The organism is Streptomyces litchfieldiae (assembly GCF_031845365.1).
GTDB lineage: Bacteria > Actinomycetota > Actinomycetes > Streptomycetales > Streptomycetaceae > Streptomyces > Streptomyces litchfieldiae.
On sequence record NZ_JAVREL010000017.1, the window covers coordinates 136,685 to 153,074 of the forward strand.

Here is a 16,390-nt window from a genome sequence, read left to right on the forward strand (position 1 = left end):
GTATGGCGCGTGCGTCCGATTGGTCTCCGGTGGACATGGACTCCGATCCGACTCCGGGGAATCCCGAAGAGATCCGCGAACTTGCCGAGGACCTCCAGGAGTTCGCCGACGATGTCGGCGAGGCGCTGGGGAAGATCCGGGGGATGGCCTCGGACCGGGCGGTGGCGGACTGGGCGGGGTTGTCGGCGGACGCGTTCCGTGCGGAGTTCGACGGGGTTCCCGAGAACCTGACCAAACTTCAGACGTCGTATGACATGGCGGCGGACGCGCTGGCGCGTTACTGGCCGAGGCTGGAGAACGCCCAGGGCATGGCCGACCGCGCCTTGGAGAGCGCGATCGCCGCCCAGGACGACCTCCGCGCCGCGCAGAGCGAGTTGGGGGACGCGCAGGACTGGGTCTCCCGGGCCGGGGACGAGGCCGAACGCCTCCAGGACGAGGGCAACGCCCCCGAGCCGCCGGATGAGCAGGCGGTCCGTGACGCGGTGCGCGACCACCAGGCCGCCGAGGCTGCGGCCGGTGCGGCCCAGTCCCGCGTGGATGCCGCCGAGCAACGCCTCGCCGCCGCCCGCGAACTGGCAGGCCAGGCCCGCGAACTGCGCGAGGAAGCCGCCCGCGAATGCGCGAGGGACATCGACGCCGCCTCCGACGCAGGCATCCAGAACCGCAGTTGGTGGGAAGACGCCGTCAACTGGGTCACCGAGAACTGGGACACCTTCGTCGACATCTGCAAACTCGTCGTCGCCGTCCTCGGCATCGTCGTGATGATCATCGGCGGCCCCCTCGCCTGGGTCGTCCTCGCCGCCGCCCTCGTCGTCCTCGCCGACACCCTCGTCAAATACGCCAACGGACAGGCCACCCTGTGGGACGTCGCCTTCGCCGCACTCGACTGCATCCCGGGCATGAAGGGCCTCACCACCCTCGGCGGCCTCGCCCGCGGCCTCCGCGGCGGCCTGGCCGCCGCCCGCACCGGCCTGCGCGGCCTCGGCCAGGGCGTGCGCGGTCTCGGCCAGGCCCTGCGCCGCATGGGACGCCAGGGCGACAACCTGGTGTGCCGGACGGACCCGATCGACATGGCCACCGGCGAGATGGTCATGGATCACACCGACGTCGAGCTACCCGGCGTGCTGCCCCTGCTGTTCCGCAGGCACCACCGCACCAGCCTGCGGGAAGGCACTTGCTTTGGCCGCACCTGGGCCTCCACCCTCGACCAACGCCTGGTCCTCGACGCCTCCGGGCTTCGGCTGATCACCGCGGACGGCATGATTCTCGACTATCCCCGTCCCATCCCCGACCAGCCCGTCCTCCCCGTCGAAGGACCCCGTTGGGCCCTGTCCTGGGACGGCCAGCCCGGCACGCCGATCACGGTTCACCAGCACGAACGGAACCGCATCCTGCACTTCGGTCCGGTAGCAGGCCGACCGGGCGGGGAACTCCCGCTCACCGCGATCACCGACCGCAACGACAACCGCGTGCGCGTCGAGTACGACGCCGCGACCGGGGCCCCGACCGACGTCATCCACGACGGCGGCTACCACATCGGCGTCACGACCCGGCGCCGTCGGATCACGGAGCTACGGCTGCTGAGCGCCCCCGACCAGCCCGTACTGCGCCGGTACGGATACGACGACGCGGGCAACCTGACGGCCGTCTACAACTCCTCCGGCCGTCCACTGCGGCTGACCTACGACGAACACCGGCGCATCACCGGCTGGGAAGACCGCAACGGCACCTGGTTCCGCTACGTCTACGACGACGCCGGCCGATGCGTCGAGACCCGGGGCATCGACGGGATCCTCAGCAGCACCATCGAGTACGACACGGAGAACCACCGCACCGTCTTCACCGACTCCCTCGGCAACACCACGGTCTTCCAGTTCAACGACGCCTACCAGCTCGTCTCCGAGTCCGACCCCCTTGGCAACACCACGTATCGGACCTGGGACCGTTACGACCGACTCCAGTCCCTCACCGATCCCCTCGGCAACACGACGCGCCTCGACTACGACGATGCCGCCCACACCACGGTCATCACGCGACCCGACGGAGCCCGGATCCACACCCAGTACAACGACTTCGGCGCCCCGACCGAAATCGCACAGCCCGACGGCACGGTCTGGCAGCACGCGTACGACGGCAACGGAAATCAGCTTGTCCTCGCCGATCCGGCCGGAAACCGCACACGCTACGCCTACAACGACCATGGCGCGCTGGTGTCCATGACGGACCCCATCGGGGACACCACCCGTATCCGGGTCAACGCGGCCGGTCTGCCGGTGGCCATCACCGACTCGCGCGGCGAGACTCTGTCCGTCAGCCGCGACGCCTTCGGCCGCGTCACCGAGATCACCGACGCGCTCGGCGCCCGAACGACATGGACGTGGTCCACCGAGGGCAAGCTCCTGCGGCGCGTCGATCCGCTCGGCGCGACCGAGACGTGGACCTGGGACGCGGAGGGCAACTGCCTGACACACACCGACCGGACCGGCGGCGTCAGCCGCTTCGTCTACGGGCCTTTCGACCAGCTCAACGCCCGGGTCGATCCGAACGGCGCGCGGCACGAGTACGTGCGGGACGCGGAGCTTCGCATCCTCCAAGTCGCCAGACCAGGAGCGGTGGACTGGAACTACACCTACGACGCGGCCGGTCGGCTCGTCGCGGAGTCGGACTTCGACGGACGAAACGTCACCTACCGTTATGACGCCGCGGGCCGGCTCACCACGAGCACCAACGCCACCGGGCAGAGCGTCACCTACCAACACGACACCCTCGGCCGCGTCATCGAGAAACACGTCGACGACCGGATCACGTCGTACCGCTACGATCTGCTCGGCCGCCTCGCTCACGCGACCGGCCCCGACGCCGAGATGACCATTGAACGCGACCCACTCGGCCGCGTACTGTCCGAGAGCGTCAACGGCCGCACCACCGTCCACACCTACGACGCACTCGGACGCCCCCTCACTCGCACCACCCCCAGTGGCCACACCAGCACGTGGACCTATGGCACGGCGGGCCACACCGCCTCGTTGATCACCGGCGCCCACACCCTGACGTTCGATGAGGATCCCGCGGGCCGTGAGACCGGCCGCCGCGTCGGGGACACGGTGCTGAACCAGAGTTGGGACAGCTCCGGCCGTCTGACGGAACAGTCCCTCAGCCGCGGCTCTCAGATGCTGCGGCACCGGGCCTACACGTACAGCCCCGACCACCACGTCACATCCATCAGGGACCTCACCGAGGGAACGACCGACTTCACCTTGGACCCGGCAGGTCGCATCACTGAGGTCTCCGGCTCCCGCACCGAGTCCTACACATACGACATGGTGGGCAACCAGGCCTCGGCCCAGTGGCCCGGTCACCCGCAGGACGATGCCCCGGCCACCGGGCCGCGCGCGTACGCGGGCACGCGCGTCACACGGGCGGGGGCGGTGCGTTACGCCTACGACGACGCGGGGCGCACCATCCTGCGCCAGAAGTCGCGTCTGTCCAAGAAGCGCGACACCTGGCGCTACGTCTGGGACGCCGAGGACCGGCTCACGGAGCTCACCACCCCGGACGGCACCCGCTGGCGCTATCAGTACGATCCGCTGGGCCGTCGCATCGCCAAGCTACGCCTCGACGGCGCGGGCGACATCGCCGAACAGACACTCTTCACCTGGTCCGGCGATGTGCTGGTCGAACAGCAGACGACCGGCGGCGAGCACGGCACCGCGACCACCCTCACGTGGGATTACCGGGGCCTCCACCCGGTCGCCCAGACGGAGTTGACGCCGCAGAGCGAGGTGGACCGCCGGTTCTACGCAATTGTCACGGACCTCGTCGGCAGCCCCACGGAACTTGTCGATGAGACTGGGGAGATCGCGTGGCAGTCCCGCACCACCGTCTGGGGCAGTGCCGTCGGCTCGTCCGATGGCACGGCGGACACCCCGCTGCGTTTCCCGGGCCAGTACCACGACCCGGAGACGGGATGGCATTACAACTACCATCGCCACTATGACCCGGCGATCGCCCGTTATACCTCCCCGGACCCTCTGGGGCTCTTGCCGGCCGCGAATCCCTATGGTTATGCGCCCAATCCGCATGTGTGGGTCGATCCCCTCGGACTGAAATGCGACCATATCGCATTGGGCAGCAGGTACCACGGCCTGGAGGATTTCGCCGAACGCATCGGCGCGCGCCACTTGCTACGAGACCGGGACTGGCGGGGCACGGTCTTCACAGCGGGCGAACTGCTGCAAATCGATTACCCGGGCGCTCGAGTTTCCTTCATGCTCGACGGCCTGCCCGGCGGAAATCCGGTGGAGATCCTGAACCAGGCCCGCCACGCCGATGTTCTCGGGCGGGCGACCCCCACGCAGTGGGAACTCTCGGTGATGAATGACCTCGGAGTCCTCGATAAGATCGACTTCTATCTGGATGGTAATCTGCTGGACGCTCCTTTCGCCTAGCGCAATGGCCCGGCACGCGATCCGCAATCGGAGACACGAATGCTGAGAAAACACGCCCTCCCGGTGTCCTTCACCGGCCGAAAGTTCCATCTCGGTGGCACCGGAGGCTCCCATGGAGAGCTGGTCTTCCGCAGCGCCCAGCAGGGATATCACCAGGGGGTCGCTCTCCGGCACGATTCCCTGGTGGATATCCAGTTCAAAGACGTCGCGGCACTCGCAGTGGCGGACAGTTACTACTCCCTGGACATCGCCGAGGCCACGGAGGAGGAGGCCGAACGCTTCCTCCAACTGCTCGGCTGCGACGTGGGAGATCGCCGGATCTACCGGCTCCGGGGCGGGACGAGCACCGGTTTCGTGGCCGCCGGGGCGCTGTACTGGCTGGAGGATCCGGAGGGTTCGGTGCACGAGCCCAGCGCGCTCTCCAGCGGCCACGCCCCCGAGCACATCGATGTCTACACCGACGAGTACCACTGACAACCGGGCGGTGCCCGGTTCACGGAGGAAGCACGACGTGCCGGATGTCGTTGAACTCAGTGTCGACCATGTCGTGAGCGCGGACGGGGACAGCGTGGTCTGCGTGGTCCGCAGCCTGTCGGGCGCCGCGGCACCCGGCATTAGCCTCACGGTCGCCGGCGCGGACCCGGGCGCCGTGCTGCGGCTGGACTGGATCAAGAGATACGAACGCCTCGTGGATCTGCTCGACCCCCCGCACAACGCGAAGATCGCACTCACCGGCCCGGCCGCCGCCGCCGTGACGGCCGGCGCCAGGCTGGTGACCACGCCGGATTTCTGAAGGCGCTGCGGGCCGATTCGGCGGCGCTGACCTCGCGCTTCCCCCAGCCGGCAGGCCCCCCTCAGCGTCCCCCGCCGCCGAGGAAGTCCGTCACCTCGGCGAGGAGTTCGTCCCTGCCGTGGGGCGCGCGTTCCAGGTGGGTGTAGTGCGAGGCGCCTCGCAGGGTGACCGCGCGGGCCTCGGGGGCGCTGGTGAGGTGGTCCAGGAGGCGGGTGCTGTCCTCCGGGCGGGACCAGAAGTCGGCCTCGCCGCGCAGCACGAGGGTGCGGGCCCGGATGAGGCTGGCGTCGTAGAACTGTCTGCCCTGTGCCAGATAGAACGCGTCGGTCAGCGGCCCGGTGGGGTTGCGGAAGCTCGGCGGGGTACGGGCCGCGCTGGTGGGGTCTGCGGCCAGTGCCGCCCGGCGGTAGGCGTCGACGACCGCCGGGTCGCGCCGGTCGCCGGGGTTCTCGTTGTCCCAGCGGGCGGTGAGCGAGTCGGCCGTGACCGCCCGCCAGCCGGGTTGGGGTCGGGGGTGGCCGGGCCGTTCGGGGTCCTCGAGCTCGGCCTGCAACGGCCAGGAACTGGTGCCGGAGTAGAGCGCGTTGAGGATGATCAGCGCGTCGAGGGCGTCGGGGTGGAGCGCCGCGAACATGCCCAGCCAGTGACCGCCGGTCGCCCAGCCGAGCGCCGCCAGCCGCTCGGTGCGGCGCCGTCGGCGGATGAACGCGGCGGTGACGTTGATGTCGGCGACCGCCTCGTTGGACCGCACGAGCGGCGCCCCGGCCACCGGCTCCTGGCTCATCTCCTCCGGGTAGTCGGAGGAGCCGAAGCCGCGGATGTCCATGACGTAGACGGCGTGGTCGGCGAGCGCCAGGTCGGCGGCCAGGGAGCCGCCCGGCACGGGCAGGTCGAAGGCGCTGGTGCCGTCCGGGCGGGCGCCGTGCACCAGCAGCAGTGGCCGGGCCGCGCGGCCGGCGCCGGGGGCGAGGATCTCGCGGACATGGATCCGCGGCCCGCCCTCGCCGCCCGTCCACAGGTCGGTGCGCCGCAGTCCGTCGGGGGACGGCCGGGCCGCGGCGGGGGCGACGGCGGTGGCGAGCGCGAGGGCGGTTCCCGCGCCGAGGAGGTGTCGTCTGCGCATGAGGGCGACGGTAGAAAGCGCGGGCGGCCCGAACAATCAACGCCGACGGGCCGCCCGCCAACTCCCGCTTATAGGTTGAGGTCATGGAGTTGCGGCAGCTCAGATATTTCCTCGCCGTGGCCGAGGAACTGCACTTCGGCCGGGCCGCCGAGCGCCTGGGCATCACCCAGCCCGCGCTGTCCCAGCAGATCAAGCGGCTGGAGAACGACCTCGGCGCCCGCCTCCTCACCCGTGAGGCGCGGCGGGTGTCGCTGAGCGCGGCGGGGGCGGCGTTCCTGCCGGAGGCCCGCGAGACGCTGGCGCGCGCCGGGCGGGCCGCCCGCGTCGCGCGGCGCACGGCGGCCGGGCAGGCCGGCCGGGTCATCCTCGGTTTCGTGGGTTCAGCCACCGATGAGCTGCTGCCGCGGGCGCTCCCGGCGCTGCGCGCCCGCCATCCCGAACTGCGCCTGGTCCTGCGGGAGATGACCAGCTCGGAACAGGTCGCCGCGCTGCGCCGGGGCGACCTGGATCTGGGGCTGCTGCGCCCGCCGTCGCCCCCCGTGCCCGGGCTGCGGACGCGGCTGGTGGCGCGGGAGCCGCTGGTGGCGGCGGTGCCGGGCGATCACGCGCTCGCTGAGAGGGCGGTGCTGACGCCGGCCGATCTGGCGGGCGAACCGTTCGTGCTCTTCCCGCGCGAGCGCGGCCCCTGGCTGTACGACCTGATCGTGGACTACTGCCGGGCCGGGGGCGGCGCGCCACCTCGGGTGGCCCAGGAGGCGGTGATGATGCAGACGATCACGGCGCTGGTCGCCGCCGGCCTGGGGCTGGCGCTTGTGCCGTCGTCCCAGCGGGCGGTGGTCCGGCGCGGGGTGGTGTTCCGGCCGCTGGCCGATCCGCCGATGGCGGATCTGGCGGTGACCTGGCCGGAGAACGAGCCGACGCCAGCCAGTTCGGCGGCCCTGGCCGCCCTTGTCGAGGCGGCACCCCCGCCCCCGGGCTAACCCGCCGCGCCGAGCAGGTCGAGCACCGCGCTGACGGCCGGTGTCGTGGTGCGGGCCGACGCGTGGGTGGTTCGTGTGATCCCGACCGTGGAGATCGGGCGGAGCACGACGCCGTCGGGGACGCCGACCACCGTGGCGACCAGTTCGGGGACCAGGCTCGCGCCCAGGCCCTCGCCGACCATGCGCAGGGCGAGCGCGTAGTCGTCGGCCGTGTGAACGACGTTGGGGCGGAAGCCGGCCAGGGCGCAGGCGCGGTCGAGCATCTCGTGGTCGGTGGTGCCCCGGGAGCCGGCGATCCAGTGGTCCTCGCGCAGGTCGCGCAGGTCCACCTCGGCGGACGCGGCCGGGTGGTCTCCGGGGAGGGCGATCAGGATGGGCTCCCCGCCCAGCGTTCGCCGCAGGACGCCGGGCGGGGGGTCCTCGGGGATCAGGCTGTAGGTGAAGGTGACCGCGAGGTCGCAGCTTCCGTCGCGAAGTGCCTCGGCGGCCTCGCGCGGTTCGAGCTCGTGGAGGATCACGCGCAGCTCCGGGTGGCGGGTCCGGGCGGCGGCGATCGCGGGCAGCACGCGGTGGACGGCGGCGGTGGCGAAGCAGGCGACCCGGACGGGGCCGCGCGGGGTGGCGGCCGAGCGGAGGTCCTGCTCCGCGGCGTCCAAGGCGTTCAGCACGAGGTGCGCGTGCCGGACGAGTCGCTCCCCCTCGGCCGTGAGGCGGACCCGGCGCCCGGCGCGCTCGAACAGCCTTACCCCGGCCTCGCGTTCCAGCGTGGCGAGCTGTTGCGAGACGGCGGACGAGGTCATGCCGCACACCTCGCCCACGGCGGTCATCGTGCCGTACTCGGCGAACTCGCGCAGCAGGCGGAGCCTGGTCGGGTCAAACACAAAGCTGACCTTATCGGTTGCCGCAGAAACACTAAGTGGACGTTGCCGACCGGTCCGCGCGACACTGCCGCCCAGCCGGAAGATTCCATGCGAGGAGGGCAGGATGCCGACTGTCGTCGAGGTCCCCCAGTGGCAGGGCTCGGGGTCACCCACCGCACCCGCGCTGGTCGAGGGCGCCGCCCGGCTGGCCGCGATGATTCCCGGGGCCCGGCGCCACATCCGGGTGGACACCGGCGGCACCCTCGCGGAGACGGCGCGCCGGGTCCGCGGCGCGCTGCCCGCCGACGGCCTCGTCGTCACGGTCGGCGGGGACTGCGGCGTCGAGCTCGAACCGGTCGCCGCCGCGCTGCGCCGGCACGGCGACCGGCTGAACGTCGTGTGGTTCGACGCCCACGGCGACCTCAACTCCCCCGCCACCTCGCCCTCCGGCGCCTTCCACGGCATGGTCCTCCGCACGCTCACGGGCACCGGCCCCGCCGACCTGGTGCCCTCGCCCGCGCTGCGCCCGGACCAGATCGCCCTGGCCGGAACGCGCGCGCTGGACCCGGCGGAGGCCGACTACATCCGGCGCACGGGCATCGGCGGCCCGTCGACCGTCGACGAGGGCGCGGTCCTGTACATCCATGTGGACCTCGACGTCCTGGAGGGCATCACCTCGGTCGGCTACCCGGAACCGGGCGGCATGTCCCCGCGGGAGCTGACCGAGGCGGTCGCCGCGCTGGCCGCCGAGCACGAGATCGTCGGCCTGGGCATCACCGAGTACGCGCCCGCCGACCCGGCGGACGAGGCGATGCTCCGGCGTCTTGTGCCCGAACTGGTCCGGCTGTGCGAGGCGTCCCGCCCGTGGCGGATCGAGCGGCGCGCCGCCCGCGCCTGGCCCGCCCGGCACGTCGAGGAACGCGACGGCTGGCTGCTGCGCCACACTCCGGAGGGGAACCGCAAGCGCTCCAACTCGGCGCTGCCCCTCCTCGGCGCGCCCCCTTCCGTCCCGGCGCTGGAGGACTTCTACGCGGAGCGGGCCATGCCGGTGGCCGTTCAGGTGAGCCCCGCCGAACATCATCGGAAGCTCGACACGCTCCTGGCGGACCGCGGTTACACCAGGACGGCCGGAACGCTCGTCATGACCGCCGACGCCAAGGCCGTGCTGGCCGCGGCCGGGGACCCCGCCGGGGTCGAGCGGGTGGCCGACACATCCCGCTGGCCCGCGCTGTTCGAGGCGGTGAACGGCCACGCCGACAGCATGACCGTCATCGGCCGCATCGAGTCCGGCGCGGCGCTGCTCGCCCACGGCACCACCGGCCTGGGGCTGACGGTCACGGAAGACGGCTGGACGGGTCTGTTCTGCATGGCCACGCACCCCGGCCACCGGCGCCGGGGCGTGGCGACCGCCGTCCTGGCCGCCGCCGCCCGCCGGTCGTTGGAGCAGGGCGCGCCCCGCCTCTACCTCCAGGTCGAGGAGGACAACGTCCCGGCCCGGGGGCTCTACGAGGGCCTGGGCTTCACGACGTCGCACACCTACCACTACCGGATCCGGACTCCCTGAGAACGGGGTGCCTGGCCGCCCAGCAGGATGGCCGGGAAGTCGCCGGCCGGGTAGGGCCGTTCAGCCGGGAGCAGGCCGGCCGCGGTGGTCAGGTCGCCGTCCCGCACCAGGGCGTGGATCCGGTGGGCGAGCGGGGTGACGTCGGTGATGCCGACGATCCATTCGTCGGCGTAGCGGTGGGCGGCCGGCCCGGACAGGCCGAGTTGCAGCGAGCGGTGGTCCAACGGCCGCAGCCACAGGTCGCGTTCGGGGTCCCACTGGACGCGGGCCGGTGCCCGGCCCAACTGCCGCCGCCAGTCGGCGGGATCGGCGTGCGTCCCGGGCACGTAGTGGGACAGACAGGCGTGGCGCAGCGCCCAGGCGAAGCCCTCCCGGGTGATCTCGACGGCCAGGACCGTCTCCTGGTCGGGCTTGGTGCCCCAGCCGCAGCGGTACATCATCCACAGGAACGACGGCTTGACCCAGGTCATGCGGTCCCGCTTCCACGTGGCGGGAAACCGGCCCGTACGCGCCGCGGCCCGGCCGATCGCCGGCGGATACGCCTGGTAGACGGTGATGGTGGCGTCGGTGTGCGACGCCCGTATCCGGTACTTCGGTTGGGACATGGGGGAACGGTAGGGGGCCGGGGCGGCACCCCGCCCCCGATTAACGGTCACCGCCGGTGTCACAGCAGTCCGAGGTCGCGGGCGCGCAGTGCGGCCTGGGTGCGGTCGCGCAGCCCGAGGCGGCCCAGGATGCGGGAGATGTAGTTCTTGACGGTGCCCTCGCTGAGGTACAGCTCGGCGGCGATCTCCCGGTTGGTCCGGCCGGGCGGCACCGGCCGGGAGCGACAGCGACGGGGGGCCTCGGGCCGATCGGCACCTGCCGAACGGCCCCGCCGCTGGTGACTTCCGGCACCTCGCGCGGACCGCACTCGGTCAGGGCTTGCGGCCCACCGCGCCGAACTGGGCGACGCGCGGCGGGCCTTCCTCCTCGGCGCGCCACTCGGAGCAGGACACCAGGCCCGGTTCCAGCAGCTCAACGCCGCTCAGCAGGCGGCGTATCTCCGCGCCGCTGCGCGCGGTGATCGGCGGGACTGCGTTCTCGTTCCAGAAGCGCATGGCCTCCTCGTTCGCGGCGCCGCCCAGCTCCGTGGTGGGATGCGTGAGCACCAGGTAGCTGCCGGAGGGCACCGCGTCCACGAGGCGGGTCACCACGGCGACCGCCTCCTCGGTGTCCAGCACGAAGTTGAGTATGCCGAGCAGCATGATCGCCACCGGCTGTTCGAAGTTGAGGGTCTTGCTCGCAGCGCGCAGGATCGGCTCGGGATCGTGCACGTCGGCGTCGATGTAGTCGGTGACGCCCTCCTGGGTGCCGACGAGCAGCGCCCGGGCGTGCGCGAGCACCAGCGGATCGTTGTCCACGTAGACGACCCGGGCGTCGGGCGCCTGGCTCTGGGCGACCTGGTGGGTGTTCTCGACCGCCGGCAGCCCGGTGCCGATGTCGAGGAACTGCCGGATCCCGGCCTTGCCCGCCAGGTGGCGCACGGCCCGCCCCAGGAACCTCCGGTCGGCGCGGGCGACCTGCACGATCTCGGGGTAGACGCCGCGAATGTGGTCGCCCACCTGGCGGTCCACCAGGTAGTTGTCCTGTCCGCCCAGCCAGTAGTCCCAGACCCTGGCGTTGTGCGCCACACTCGCGTCCACACTCACCCGGAGGATGATGACACGCCTCCGGCGCCCGCGCCGCCTCTCGCGCGCCGGGGATCGCCGGCCAACGTGGGCGGGGCGCCGTCGGGGCCGTCCGGCGCGCCGGACGTCAGCAGGGCCTCGCTGCGCTCGTCGCCCCAGTGCGGGCCGGTGTCGGCGAAGGGCCGCAGGAGCGCGGTGAGCCGCGCGTCGCCCCGGGAGTTGAGCTCGTCGGAGGCGATCTTCCGCGCCACGCCCGCGAGGAAGTCGGCGAGCTGGACGCGGGGGTCCGAGCGGGCGGCGACCAGCCGCAGCCCGGTCAGGCCATAGGCGGTGCCCAGCGTCTCACCGAGCGTGGCGAGGCGCTCCTCGGTCAGCGTGTTCTGCCGGTCGTGGATGAGGAAGACGGGCCGGCCGCCCGCGCTCCAGTGGGCGACGGTGCGGACGATCGCCGGGATCAGGGGATCGAGCACCGGACTCGGCTCCGGAACGTGGAAGATGCGCTCGCGGTACGCCTCGGCCCGGGGCCTGGCCCGCCGCAACAGGTCGGCGATCTCGCCCAGTTGGCCGGGGGCACCGGCGGTGGGCAGCAGGTCCAGCATGTGGAAGAACGAGTCGACGGGCGTGGTCGGGTCCCAGCGGTTCCGGCCGCGCATCAGGTCGTTGCAGGCGATCAGGAACGCCCGCCAGCGCGTGGGGCCGTACGCGATGCGGCCCTCCCGGTACAGGGTGCGGGCGATGTCCCCGGTGTCCTGGCCGTCCCCGCCCGCGAGGAGTTCGACGACTCGGGTGACGGCGAAGAACGCCTTCTCGATCAACTGGACGCGGGCGTGCCCGGCGAGCGGGCCCGCCGGGTCGAGCAGCCACTCCAGGACCGGCCGGTGCTTCTCCCGGAGCAGATGGTTCGCCTTGTACTCCTCGGCGGGGGAACGGATCCGGTCCCGTATCTCCAGCAGGTGCCCGGCCGCCGTCGCGGTGGGCATCCACACCCCGGCGTGGGCGAACACGTCCGTGTTCCCGCTCGTGAGATTCTCCCCGTCCGAGCCGGACTCGTCGCAGGCGATTTCCAGCGGCCTACCGGTCCGCTCGCCGGTGGACGCGTGCTCGGGCATCCCCGCATCATCGGCGATCGGTCCGGGATCCACCAGGGATTTTCCCGGGCGGGGGATCGTCATGTTCACATACGTGAGCAAGATTCTTGTTGGCGAACCCGCAGTAGCCCTTCGGGCCGGTACGACGTGGACATGACTCTGAGCCGACGAACGTTCATGGGTGCGGCCGCCCTGCCCGTCGCGGGCGCCGGGCTGGGGCTGGCCACGGCGCGTCCCGCCCGGGCGCGCGGCCGGGACGAGGTGGTGCGGGCGATGCGGCGGGCCGCCACGTTCATGGATGAGGAAGTGTCCTACCGGGGCGCGTACGTCTGGAGCTATCTGCCCGATCTCTCCGCGAGCTGGGGCGAGATGACGGCCCGTCGGTCAATGTGCTGGGTGCAGCCGCCGGGCACCCCGGTGATGGGGCACTGCCTGCTGGACGCGTACCACGCCACCGGCGAGGAATCCTTCCGGCGGGCGGCGGAGCGCACCGGGCGGGCCCTGGTCGCGGCCCAACTGCCGTCCGGCGGCTGGAACTACGTGCACGACTTCGCGGGCGAGGGAGCACTGCGCGAGTGGTACGCCACCGTCGGGGCGAACGGCTGGCGGCTGGAGGAGTTCCAGCACTACTACGGGAACGCCACGTTCGACGACGCGGGCACGTCCTCGGCGGGCCAACTGCTGCTGTGGCTGTATCTGGAGCGGCGCGACCGGCGGTTCGGCCAGGCGCTGAAGCGGGCCATCGGGTTCGTCCTGCGCGCCCAGTTCCGGGGCGGAAGTGCGGACGGCGGCTGGCCGCAGCGGTTCCCGGAGGCGCCGGGCACGGTGGAGGAGATGCCCCGGCCGGCCCTCGGGCTGCGCGCGGGCGAGGTCTCGTGCGTGACGGTGTGGCGGCACGGCGGGGAGCCCCAACGAACGCTGCCGCTCCCGGAGTTGGCCGGGCAGCCGGTGCGTGCGGAGATCCTGTACCCGGCGCCGGCCCCGGACACGGCGGCCCGGTCACCGGAAACGGGGCGAACTGACGGTCACGCTGCCCCGCACCCCGACGGCGCTGCTGCTGCGCCTCACCCGAGCCTGACAACGCGCCGGCGCGCGGGTGGTGTCGCCACCCTCACGAAGCCGACTCAGTCGCGCGGTCCCGCGCCGTGCAGCAGCGTGTCGATCACCAGTGTGGCCAGCGCGTCCGGATCCTGGTCCACACCGGGCCTCTTCAGGGCCTCACTCAGCAGGGCGTAGTACACCTGGCGCGTCCACTCCAGGTCCGCGGCCGGGTCGAGCAGACCCTCGCGCCGCGCCCGGCTCAGCAGGTCGAGGGCGCGGGCGTTGATGTCGGCCCACATGGCGGCCGCGGCGCCGGCGTCGGCCTCGGGGTTGCCGAGCGCGAACCGCCAGGCGCTCTTGACCCGTAGGGCGTTCGCGGTCACGCGGTGCAGCGCCACGAACGCGGGAGCGGCGTTGGGGCGGGCGTCCTCGATAGCGTCGACAAGCTGTCGCATCGCGGAGACGGCGAGCGCCTCCATGAGCGCCTGCCGATTGGCGAACCGCCGGTGCACCGTGATCCGGGTCACGCCGGCGGCCTCGGCGATCTGCTCCATGGAGGCGCCCGGGTCGTCGGCGAGCACTCGCTCGGCCGCCTCCAGAATCGCGCGCACACTGCGCTCGGCATCGGCCCGCAGCGCTCGGCCCATGACTGTCTCCCGTCTCGTGGCTCCTGACCCCCTACAGGATACGCATCAGCTACGAGTCACCCATTAATTGATTCGCATATGCTTCTACTGCTCGATAATCTGATACATTCGAGATACAGCTTAGGGAGCGCCGTACCCACGGCCCCACCCACGGCAAGACGAACGCGATCCGATGAGTCAGGAGCCCACGATGACGACAACACGGCCGGTAGCCCTCGTGACGGGCGCTTCCTCCGGCATTGGCGAGGCAGCCTCTCTCGCGCTGGCCGCAGCCGGCTTCGAGGTGGTGGGGACCAGCCGCGACACGGCTAACGTCACCCCGCGCCCAGGGGTCACCTTCGTCGACCTCGACGTGGCCAGTGACACGTCGGTCGCCTCGGCGGTCCAGCAGGTGATCGACCGGTTCGGGCGGATCGACGTCCTGGTCAACAACGCCGGCATCGGCTCGGCGGGCGCCGCCGAGGAGACCTCCGTGGCACAGGCGCAGAGCGTCTTCGACATCAACGTCTTCGGCGTCATCCGCATGACGAACGCCGTCCTGCCGCACATGCGCGCCCGGGGCGGCGGGCGCGTCATCAACATCTCGTCCATCGTCGGGTTCGTGCCGCAGCCCTACATGGCGGTCTACGCCGCCTCCAAGCACGCCGTCGAGGGCTACTCGGAGTCCGTCGACCACGAGGTCCGTGAGCACGGCGTCCGGGTCCTGCTCGTCGAACCGGCTTGGACCAGCACCGCGTTCGAGGCGAACAGCGTGCAGACCGACCGGCCTCTTCAGGTCTACGCCAGGCAGCGGCACATCTTCGAGGAGTACATGGCGGGGGCCGTCAGGGACGGCGACGACCCCGCCGTCGTCGCCAGGCAGATCGTCGCGGCGGCGACCGACTCCAAGCCGAAGCTGCGCTACGCCGCCGGCGCACGGACCGGACGCGTCCACACCATGCGCCGCATCGTCCCCTCCCGGATGTTCGACCAGCAGCTACGCAAGCTCAACCGACTGCCCGCCTGACGCCCGCGCCGCCGAGGCTCTCGGCCTGCTGCGAGTGGACCTGCCCGTCTCGCCGTCGACGGCATCGCCGTCGACGCCCACGAGCTCCTCGCGGACGACACCAGCCCTCCAGGTCGGGGCCGGGCCGGGCGGAGGCGTCGCTCCACCCGGAGCTGCCCCATCCGCCGTTGAGCCGGTCTTCAACTGAGCGCTCCCGCCGGGCGGTTGGGGGTGAGCGTGGGGTTACTGGCGACCACCTCGGTGAGCGCCTCAAGGCCGTGGCGGATCATCGGGTGGTCGGCGCTGCCGCCGCGTACGCAGGTGAGGATGCGGCGGAACATCGGGCCCTCGCCGGTGACCGGGACGCGGGTCACGGGGAGGCCGGCCGGGATCTGGGACAGCCGGGGGTAGAGGCTGACGCCCAGGCCGTGGCAGACCATCGCGGCGATGGCGGACCACTCCTGGACGTGGTGCGCGATGCGGGGCGTGAAGCCCGCCATGGCGCAGAAGACCATCACCCGCCGGTTGTGGTCGCAACTGTCGGGCAGGGGCAACACCCAGTCCTCGGTGGCGGTTTCGGCCAGGTGCACCGACGCGCGTCCGGCGAGTGGGTGGCCGGTGGGGAGCAGCAGGTCGAAGGGCTCCTCCAACAGGGGCCGCTGGTCGAAGCGGGAGTCGCCCGGGGGCGGGAAGCTGTCGGGCGGGGCGAGGACGGCGATGTCGGCGTCGGTCGACATCAGCAGGTCGAAGCCGGCGGGCGCCTCGCACTCGGTGACCTCGACGGTCAGGCCCGGATGCCGCTTGCGCAGCAGCGCGGTGGCCGGGGCGATCAGCCCGGTGACGGCGCTGGGGAAGCCGCAGACGCGCAGCAGCCCGGCCTCGCCGGCGCGGAAGGCCGCCAGCGCGGATTCGGCCTCCTCCCAGCGGGCCAGCAGCGCGTCGCCGTGCCGCATGACGAGGTGCGCGGCGCCGGTGAGGCGGATGCGGCGGCCCTGGGGCTCGACGAGCTGAACCTTCAACTCTCGGGCGAGTTCGCGTAGTTGGTGGGACACGGCGGACGGGGTGAGGTGCAGCGCGGCCGCCGCCGCGGTGACCGTGCCATGCCGGTGGACGGCCCGCAGCACCTCAAGTCGGCGGAAGTCAATCATGCAATCATTCTGCACATACATGCGCGGAAACGTGCAATGGACG

The 16,390-nt window shown here is 71.9% G+C and carries 15 protein-coding genes; 7 read left to right on the top strand and 8 right to left on the bottom strand.

Annotation, left to right across the window (positions count from 1 at the left end; genetic code table 11):
• Nucleotides 1–35: 35 nt before the first annotated feature.
• The 3 genes from RM590_RS25875 (at nucleotide 36) to RM590_RS25885 (ending at nucleotide 5,241) form a co-directional block, all read left to right on the top strand.
• Nucleotides 36–4,448 carry an RHS repeat-associated core domain-containing protein gene (locus tag RM590_RS25875; protein WP_311707127.1) on the top strand — a complete coding sequence of 1,471 codons (4,413 nt, stop codon included), beginning with the start codon at nucleotides 36–38 and terminating at the stop codon, nucleotides 4,446–4,448.
• Between the two features lie 183 nt (nucleotides 4,449–4,631).
• A complete protein-coding gene (locus RM590_RS25880) occupies nucleotides 4,632–4,922 on the top strand; it encodes a hypothetical protein (protein ID WP_311707128.1) in 291 nt (96 codons plus the stop codon).
• 37 nt (nucleotides 4,923–4,959) lie between these two features.
• Complete coding sequence (locus tag RM590_RS25885) at nucleotides 4,960–5,241, top strand: hypothetical protein (RefSeq protein ID WP_311707129.1); 282 nt, start codon at nucleotides 4,960–4,962, stop codon at nucleotides 5,239–5,241.
• Between the two features lie 61 nt (nucleotides 5,242–5,302).
• Here RM590_RS25885 and RM590_RS25890 read toward each other — a convergent pair whose 3' ends face one another.
• Nucleotides 5,303–6,364: an alpha/beta fold hydrolase gene (locus RM590_RS25890; protein WP_311707130.1), complete on the bottom strand. Its 1,062-nt coding sequence runs from the start codon at nucleotides 6,362–6,364 to the stop codon at nucleotides 5,303–5,305.
• A gap of 83 nt (nucleotides 6,365–6,447) precedes the next feature.
• On the opposite strand from RM590_RS25890, the gene RM590_RS25895 reads away from it, so the two are divergent.
• On the top strand, nucleotides 6,448–7,344 hold the full coding sequence (locus RM590_RS25895; protein WP_311707131.1) for a LysR family transcriptional regulator: 897 nt from the start codon (nucleotides 6,448–6,450) through the stop codon (nucleotides 7,342–7,344).
• On the opposite strand, the gene RM590_RS25900 is transcribed toward RM590_RS25895, so the two are convergent.
• Nucleotides 7,341–8,225 (bottom strand): LysR family transcriptional regulator, encoded by an 885-nt coding sequence (locus tag RM590_RS25900; RefSeq protein ID WP_311707132.1) that lies wholly within the window; start codon nucleotides 8,223–8,225, stop codon nucleotides 7,341–7,343. The genes RM590_RS25895 and RM590_RS25900 overlap by 4 nt on opposite strands.
• Before the next feature lie 103 nt (nucleotides 8,226–8,328).
• Here RM590_RS25900 and RM590_RS25905 point away from each other — a divergent pair, with 103 nt between their 5' ends.
• Nucleotides 8,329–9,768: a GNAT family N-acetyltransferase gene (locus tag RM590_RS25905; protein WP_311707133.1), complete on the top strand. Its 1,440-nt coding sequence runs from the start codon at nucleotides 8,329–8,331 to the stop codon at nucleotides 9,766–9,768.
• Here RM590_RS25905 and RM590_RS25910 read toward each other — a convergent pair.
• The 4 genes from RM590_RS25910 to RM590_RS25925 form a co-directional block, all read right to left on the bottom strand.
• Nucleotides 9,747–10,373, bottom strand: coding sequence for a DUF4291 domain-containing protein (locus RM590_RS25910; protein ID WP_311707134.1), 627 nt, complete (start codon nucleotides 10,371–10,373; stop codon nucleotides 9,747–9,749). The genes RM590_RS25905 and RM590_RS25910 overlap by 22 nt on opposite strands.
• Nucleotides 10,374–10,432: 59 nt before the next feature.
• On the bottom strand, nucleotides 10,433–10,585 hold the full coding sequence (locus RM590_RS25915; RefSeq protein WP_394813972.1) for a response regulator transcription factor: 153 nt from the start codon (nucleotides 10,583–10,585) through the stop codon (nucleotides 10,433–10,435).
• 100 nt (nucleotides 10,586–10,685) lie between these two features.
• On the bottom strand, nucleotides 10,686–11,468 hold the full coding sequence (locus RM590_RS25920) for an SAM-dependent methyltransferase (protein ID WP_311707154.1): 783 nt from the start codon (nucleotides 11,466–11,468) through the stop codon (nucleotides 10,686–10,688).
• Nucleotides 11,456–12,547, bottom strand: coding sequence for a hypothetical protein (locus RM590_RS25925; RefSeq protein ID WP_311707135.1), 1,092 nt, complete (start codon nucleotides 12,545–12,547; stop codon nucleotides 11,456–11,458). Before RM590_RS25925 ends, RM590_RS25920 begins: the two co-directional genes overlap by 13 nt.
• A 132-nt stretch (nucleotides 12,548–12,679) precedes the next feature.
• Between RM590_RS25925 and RM590_RS25930 the strand changes: the two genes are divergently transcribed.
• Nucleotides 12,680–13,762, top strand: coding sequence for a pectate lyase (locus RM590_RS25930; protein WP_311707136.1), 1,083 nt, complete (start codon nucleotides 12,680–12,682; stop codon nucleotides 13,760–13,762).
• On the opposite strand, the gene RM590_RS25935 is transcribed toward RM590_RS25930, so the two are convergent.
• Nucleotides 13,651–14,214, bottom strand: coding sequence for a TetR/AcrR family transcriptional regulator (locus tag RM590_RS25935; protein WP_311707137.1), 564 nt, complete (start codon nucleotides 14,212–14,214; stop codon nucleotides 13,651–13,653). The genes RM590_RS25930 and RM590_RS25935 overlap by 112 nt on opposite strands.
• A 190-nt stretch (nucleotides 14,215–14,404) precedes the next feature.
• On the opposite strand from RM590_RS25935, the gene RM590_RS25940 reads away from it, so the two are divergent.
• Nucleotides 14,405–15,220, top strand: a complete 816-nt coding sequence (locus RM590_RS25940; RefSeq protein ID WP_311707138.1) for an oxidoreductase — start codon at nucleotides 14,405–14,407, stop codon at nucleotides 15,218–15,220.
• Between the two features lie 179 nt (nucleotides 15,221–15,399).
• Here RM590_RS25940 and RM590_RS25945 read toward each other — a convergent pair whose 3' ends face one another.
• The gene (locus tag RM590_RS25945; RefSeq protein ID WP_311707139.1) at nucleotides 15,400–16,347 is read right to left on the bottom strand and encodes a LysR family transcriptional regulator; all 948 of its coding nucleotides are present in this window, start codon (nucleotides 16,345–16,347) and stop codon (nucleotides 15,400–15,402) included.
• Between the last annotated feature and the right edge of the window lie 43 nt (nucleotides 16,348–16,390).

What these genes read in the sequence shown, in the direction of transcription:
- RM590_RS25875 (WP_311707127.1), top strand. Translation starts at nt 36, where the DNA reads ATGGACTCCGATCCGACTCCGGGGAATCCCGAAGAGATCCGCGAACTT.
- RM590_RS25890 (WP_311707130.1), bottom strand. Translation starts at nt 6,364, where the DNA reads ATGCGCAGACGACACCTCCTCGGCGCGGGAACCGCCCTCGCGCTCGCC.
- RM590_RS25895 (WP_311707131.1), top strand. Translation starts at nt 6,448, where the DNA reads ATGGAGTTGCGGCAGCTCAGATATTTCCTCGCCGTGGCCGAGGAACTG.
- RM590_RS25905 (WP_311707133.1), top strand. Translation starts at nt 8,329, where the DNA reads ATGCCGACTGTCGTCGAGGTCCCCCAGTGGCAGGGCTCGGGGTCACCC.
- RM590_RS25910 (WP_311707134.1), bottom strand. Translation starts at nt 10,373, where the DNA reads ATGTCCCAACCGAAGTACCGGATACGGGCGTCGCACACCGACGCCACC.
- RM590_RS25925 (WP_311707135.1), bottom strand. Translation starts at nt 12,547, where the DNA reads ATGCCCGAGCACGCGTCCACCGGCGAGCGGACCGGTAGGCCGCTGGAA.
- RM590_RS25930 (WP_311707136.1), top strand. Translation starts at nt 12,680, where the DNA reads ATGACTCTGAGCCGACGAACGTTCATGGGTGCGGCCGCCCTGCCCGTC.
- RM590_RS25935 (WP_311707137.1), bottom strand. Translation starts at nt 14,214, where the DNA reads ATGGGCCGAGCGCTGCGGGCCGATGCCGAGCGCAGTGTGCGCGCGATT.
- RM590_RS25940 (WP_311707138.1), top strand. Translation starts at nt 14,405, where the DNA reads ATGACGACAACACGGCCGGTAGCCCTCGTGACGGGCGCTTCCTCCGGC.
- RM590_RS25945 (WP_311707139.1), bottom strand. Translation starts at nt 16,347, where the DNA reads ATGATTGACTTCCGCCGACTTGAGGTGCTGCGGGCCGTCCACCGGCAT.